The sequence below is a fragment of the Nitrococcus sp. genome, assembly GCF_059432795.1.
In genome coordinates this window covers 1-5,156 of the sequence record NZ_JBXWZQ010000114.1, presented here as the reverse complement: position 1 = coordinate 5,156, position 5,156 = coordinate 1, and the positions used below count along the sequence as shown (strand labels likewise).

Sequence of the window (5,156 nt, the reverse complement as noted above, 5' to 3'; positions counted from 1 at the left end):
TGTTCCACCAGATCCATGGCGGTGTTGCAACCAATGTCAAACCGAAGGACCATCCGATCGAGAGGTTCAAAGAAGAATATCAGCGAATCAGAGGGGTTCCGTATCAGCCCCCGAAGATCGAGGACGTTAAATATTTCGGCACAATGCCATCGTTCGCACGGCGATTTCTGGCAAGATGACCTTCGGGTTCGGCCAGTGCCGGCAGCTTCAGCAGTTGTCAACCGACAACCCCGTCCACGCTCGGACTCCAAGCCGGCAAGGGGCTGAAAAGCCCCCGCCGGCCCCCTCAAAAAGCCCTCGCCAGTCCCATCGGGCCCGGTTTCTCTCCTCTCCCATACTCCGCGTCTTTTACCCGCACCGTGTATCGGCTATTCTTAGCCTAACCGTGAAACGTGCCGTCTGCACCATTGTCTCCAACAAATACCTCGACGACGTCGCGGCCCTTCGCGACCCTGGGTTCAATGTTACGTATTGGAACCTTCACAACCGAGTCGTACGCAACGAACGAGGGACGAAGACAGCCTGGGACCACCGTCTAGATGATACAATTGCGCACGGTGTCGACAGGCGCTTCGGCACAGGCACCTCGGTCGTACCCGGCTTCCTTCAGGACCTCTGGATGGATCGGCCGGAGCTCCAGGACCAATACCCGGATCCCGGTGGACAGAACATTAGCGGCTTCGTACGATGGGGGATCACTGAAGGCAGCTTCGAGGTGCCAGTAGCTGAAGCAACCGTCCCCATGCTGGCTCAGCTCCTCCCGTTCAAGGAACGCTGGAAGGCCCGGGTCAAGCGATGGACCAGTACAAGCCGACTTTCGCAGGGAACCGAGACCGCGCCGTGAAACCCGTCGTTATCATCGTAGGAATGCACCGCAGCATGACGTCGGTGGTGGCGCGGGCGCTCAATCTCGCCGGCATTCATTTCGGCGCAACCGACTCGCTTCACTCCGCGGACGCATCCAATCCCCGCGGCTACTGGGAGTACAGCGCCATCGTCGATGCCCATGATCGTCTCCTTCATGGCCTTGGTCGCACTTGGGACACCGCGCTCCCCTTGCCGGAGGGCTGGATGGACTCCGAGCCGGCCGCGGAGGCACGCATCGAACTAGGCGAGATCGTCGACAAGGAGACCCGTGCCAGCGAAGTCTGGGGGTGGAAGGACCCCCGTGCAACACTCTTGCTTCCCTTGTGGCTGGACCTCCTAGAAGAACACGGACTGGAAAGCCGGATTGTTCTCTGTATCCGACACCCAGATCAGATAGCCAGCTCCATCGAGGTGAGGGACGGCATACCGCGAGGCCAGGCGCTTGGCATATGGTTCAACTACCTCCTGGCGGCCGCCAGGGCCATTCCCGGAAACCGACACGTTATCGTCTCGGCGCAGAACATCGTCAATGCTCCCGAAGAAACTATCCGCCTCCTCCTAAATCGTCTCGCCCTGAGTGACGACGTACCCAAGGCTACGAACCCATCAGCCTTCGACGAGCTCGTCGACCGCGGCCTTTTCCACTGGACCCTTGCCAACGATGCCGCGTTGCCCAACCCCTGTCGGGACCTCTGGCAAGCGCTGTCACGTGCCGAGTCGACAAACGGCCTCAAACACGCGGACCTAACGATTCAGCGCATCTCGCGGGAGCACGCGGCTTGGAGTTCGCTCTTATGCCATGATTTTGCGATCCTCCGCAGGACCCATGATGCATTAAAGGCACACCACGATCAGCACCTATCTGAGACTGAGGACTACATCGCCAGTCTGAAGCGGAGCCATGATGCGCTAAAGGCGCACCACGATCAACACCTATCTGAGACTGAGGACTACATCGCCAGTCTCAAGCGGAGCTATGATGCGCTAAAGACGCACCACGATAAGTACCGATTTGAGACTGAGGACTACATCGTCGGTCTCAAGAGCCACGATCGCTCTTATAAGCAGCAAACGGAGAAGTACATCGAAGACTTGAAGGCTCACCTCGCACGCAAGGAGGCCGAGTTGGCCTCGGCAATCGAACTCCTGGAAGCCTGGCAAAATTCGACAAGCGGCGAAGACAACTCTACGGCCCACCGCAAACAAAAAGCGTCACCAAGAGATGGCGGATGAAACCGAGCTTCGCCACGACTCATGGCGTTGCCCCGCTTCCGTCGACGATTAGTGGCTTGAGATACGAATCGTTGGATTAGGTTCTTGTTCGAAGTTCACGATAGCTCGGCGCCGATGCGAGCTCTGCTGTTTGGCGCGATCTCGATTACCATAACGCAAGATGGCCGTTTAACGAGTCAGCCTTTCGACTATAAAAATCAGGATAGGGGATATCGAAAATTGGTCCTATGTCGCAATTCGCAATAATGTCGCCTTACTTCGCACCGTACATCGGCTATTTAGATCTGGTGGCGGCCGCTGATGTATCTGTGGTTATCGACGATGTGAAGTTTCCGCGGTGTGAGTGGGTTAACCGCAATCGGTTCAGAGACGACCGGTCCGGCCGACGTTGATCGTGTTTATCGTTTCCCATCGCAAAGATGGACCGTTCTGCGAAGATTTGTGACATGAAATTGTGATTTCACTCGAAGTGAAGTCGTGCTCTTGGTCAGCCAATGGCTTGAACTATGGCATGGGTGCGAGCGAGCATCCGCTAGCGCGTCAGATACTTGGGTGGGCGGAAGCGGGAGAGCATGGCGTTGCCGAAGGTCTCGGGACGCAGCTTGTATCCAATCGTGACTTACTCGATTTAAGTACGAAAAATATTCTGAGCATTGAAGAAAGGATTGCTATGGGATTGGCCGAACAGTCTAGAACCATTGAGAGTTGCAGGACTTTAAAGGCTACCGGTTGATGGCCAGCCCCTGACGGGCAACTCCCTCCAGTTTGTCAGTGGCAAAGTGCGACTGGAAAGCGAGACTTGTCCTCCTCCCTGAAAACTGGACCACTGAGAACTAGAAAATCCGGCCATTTCACGTATCCTGAGAGTAAGCGCTCAACAAACCACGTCCTTGCAAAGCGGCGCCGATAGTGGCAGCGCTTTCAATCCGGGGTGGTAATAACAGCTTTGGCGTTCCAGGGCAGCAACGCCTCGATCTCCTCGACGGTCTTTGCCTTAGGCAATTCGTGGAACAGATGGGTGAGATAGGCATGGGGCTCGAGCCCATTAGCCTTCGCGGTCTCTACCAGCGAGTACAACCGGGCGCTGGCCACGGCCCCGTTCGCGGTGGCAGCGAACAGCCAGGCCTTTCTGCCCATCACAAAGGGTCGGATGGCGTTCTCCGCCCGGTTGTTGTCCAGCGGAATCACTGCATGTTCGAGGAACCGAGTGAGCTTCGGCCACTGCCCGAGGGCATAATGCACCGCCTTGCCGAGCAAGCTTTTGGGTACCACCTCCGGCGCCAGGGCGTCCAGCCGGGCCTTGAGCTTTTCGACAATCGGCCGGCTGTGCTCGGTACGGGTCGCCAGGATCTCGGCGTCCTCGGCCTCGCGCTGGCGCAGCCCGCGCTCGATGCGATACAGCGCCTTGATGTCATCAAGCACCCGGGCGGCATGACTGTCCGTTTTACCGCCGGAGCGCTGGGCGTCGTTGAAGTAACGCCGCATATGCGCCCAGCAGCCGGCATGGATCAGCGACCCCGCTCGCGCCACCGCGTCATAGGGCTCGTAGCCATCGGTCAAAAGAATCCCGCTAAACTCCGCCAGCAATCGCTTCGGTACCGCCGTGCCCCGCGACGGGTCGTGGTCGAACAGCACTATCGGTGCCTGCGGCGTCCCGCCGGCCCTCACCCACATCCAGTGCCCGTCACCGCCAGCGCTGTTGAGCACCTGCACCGGGGTCTCGTCGCAGTGGATCAACGGGCCCGCCCGGATGCGCTCATCGAGCAGGTTGATCAACGGCACCACCCCTTGGCCGAGCTTGATCATCCAGTTGGCCATACTTGCCCGGCCCAGATCGATACCCAGGCGGGCAAACTGCTTCTCCTGGCGATGCAACGGCAGGCCATCGACGTACTTGGCGGTGACAATGTGCGCCAGCAGCGCCGGGCTGGCGTTGCTCTTGGGCAGCATCTGCTCAGGCTTGGCCGCGAGCTTCAGGCAACCGTCACAACCCGGGCAGGCGTACCGACGCCGGATATGGCGCAGTACCTGAATCCGAGCGGGGATATAGTCGAGCTGCTCGCTGACTTCCTCGCCGATGCACTGCAACGGCTGTCCATCATGATGGCAAAAGCGTTCGTCCTCGGGCAGGTCGTGGATCACATCCACCCGCGGCAGATCCGCCGGCAGCTTCTTGCGTCCGCGTTTCTTGCGGCTGTGGGCCGGGATCTCAACTTGCGGCTCATCGGCCAGCGGCTCGGCGTCGGCCAGCGCTTCGGCCTCGTTGAACAACAGCCGCTGGTGGGGATTGATCTCCTCGCCGGTGCTTCGTTCCGAAGAGCGGCCGAACACCTGCTGCTCGAACCAGCGCACCCGCTCCTCGAGCATCGCGTTGCGCTCACGAAGCCGTTGGTTCGCCTGTTCGAGATCCGTGTTCTGTTGCTGAAGCGACTGCTCGAGATGGGCCAAACGGTCTATCAGCTCGGCGTGATCGAGCGCGGCATAATCGCTCGTGGAGGCGGGCGACGACATGCATGCATTTTATCATGTCGCCGTCTTCAAGCTCTAGCTCAACACGCGATAATGCAAGGTGCGATGCGGGGTCATGCGCCAAACGTCATAACCATCGAGCAGCCAGTTAAGCTGCTGGCCCGTCAACGTGAGCACTGTCTGCTCTCGGCGCACCGGCCAGGGGAAACGCTCGGCCTCCAGGCGCTTGTACCAGACCACGAAACCGTTGCGCTCCCAGAAAAGCAGCTTGAGCTTGTCACGCCGGCGGTTGATGAACACGAACAACGAGCCGGACAACGCCGATACCGGCATGGTCTGCTCCACCAGCGCAGCGAGGCCGTCCATCTGTTTGCGAAAATCGACCGGCGCCCGATGCAGATAAACCCGCTCGATGCGGCTATCGGGGCGCATCGGTCGCGCCCCACAGCACTTGTTGCAGCCAATCCACCGGCGGCCAGTCGGTGCACTCGAGCTCGAAGCCACTCGGATGGCGCAGCCGCAGCACTGCAGGGCCGCTCGCTGGTGGCAAGTCCACGGCGAGGAAATCGCCTCCGGCGGCCACAGAT

The 5,156-nt window shown here is 59.4% G+C and carries 4 protein-coding genes; 2 read left to right on the top strand and 2 right to left on the bottom strand.

Annotation, left to right across the window (positions count from 1 at the left end; all coding sequences use genetic code 11):
- Positions 1-795: 795 nt before the first annotated feature.
- Positions 796-2,100, top strand: a complete 1,305-nt coding sequence (locus tag AC52Q4_RS08735) for a sulfotransferase family protein (RefSeq protein WP_495536406.1) — start codon at positions 796-798, stop codon at positions 2,098-2,100.
- Between the two features lie 227 nt (positions 2,101-2,327).
- A complete protein-coding gene (locus AC52Q4_RS08730) occupies positions 2,328-2,492 on the top strand; it encodes a WbqC family protein (protein WP_495536405.1) in 165 nt (54 codons plus the stop codon).
- A 529-nt stretch (positions 2,493-3,021) separates the two neighbouring features.
- Here the strand turns inward: AC52Q4_RS08730 and tnpC are convergent.
- Positions 3,022-4,611, bottom strand: a complete 1,590-nt coding sequence (gene tnpC / locus AC52Q4_RS08725; RefSeq protein WP_495536404.1) for an IS66 family transposase — start codon at positions 4,609-4,611, stop codon at positions 3,022-3,024.
- Between the two features lie 33 nt (positions 4,612-4,644).
- Entirely contained in the window at positions 4,645-5,001 is a 357-nt protein-coding gene (gene tnpB, locus AC52Q4_RS08720; RefSeq protein WP_495536403.1) for an IS66 family insertion sequence element accessory protein TnpB, read from the bottom strand.
- Positions 5,002-5,156 lie beyond the last annotated feature (155 nt).

Excerpts from the sequence above, each read along its gene's own strand:
- AC52Q4_RS08735 (WP_495536406.1), top strand. The coding sequence starts at position 796 with ATGGACCAGTACAAGCCGACTTTCGCAGGGAACCGAGACCGCGCCGTG.
- AC52Q4_RS08730 (WP_495536405.1), top strand. The coding sequence starts at position 2,328 with ATGTCGCAATTCGCAATAATGTCGCCTTACTTCGCACCGTACATCGGC.
- tnpC (WP_495536404.1), bottom strand. The coding sequence starts at position 4,611 with ATGTCGTCGCCCGCCTCCACGAGCGATTATGCCGCGCTCGATCACGCC.
- tnpB (WP_495536403.1), bottom strand. The coding sequence starts at position 5,001 with ATGCGCCCCGATAGCCGCATCGAGCGGGTTTATCTGCATCGGGCGCCG.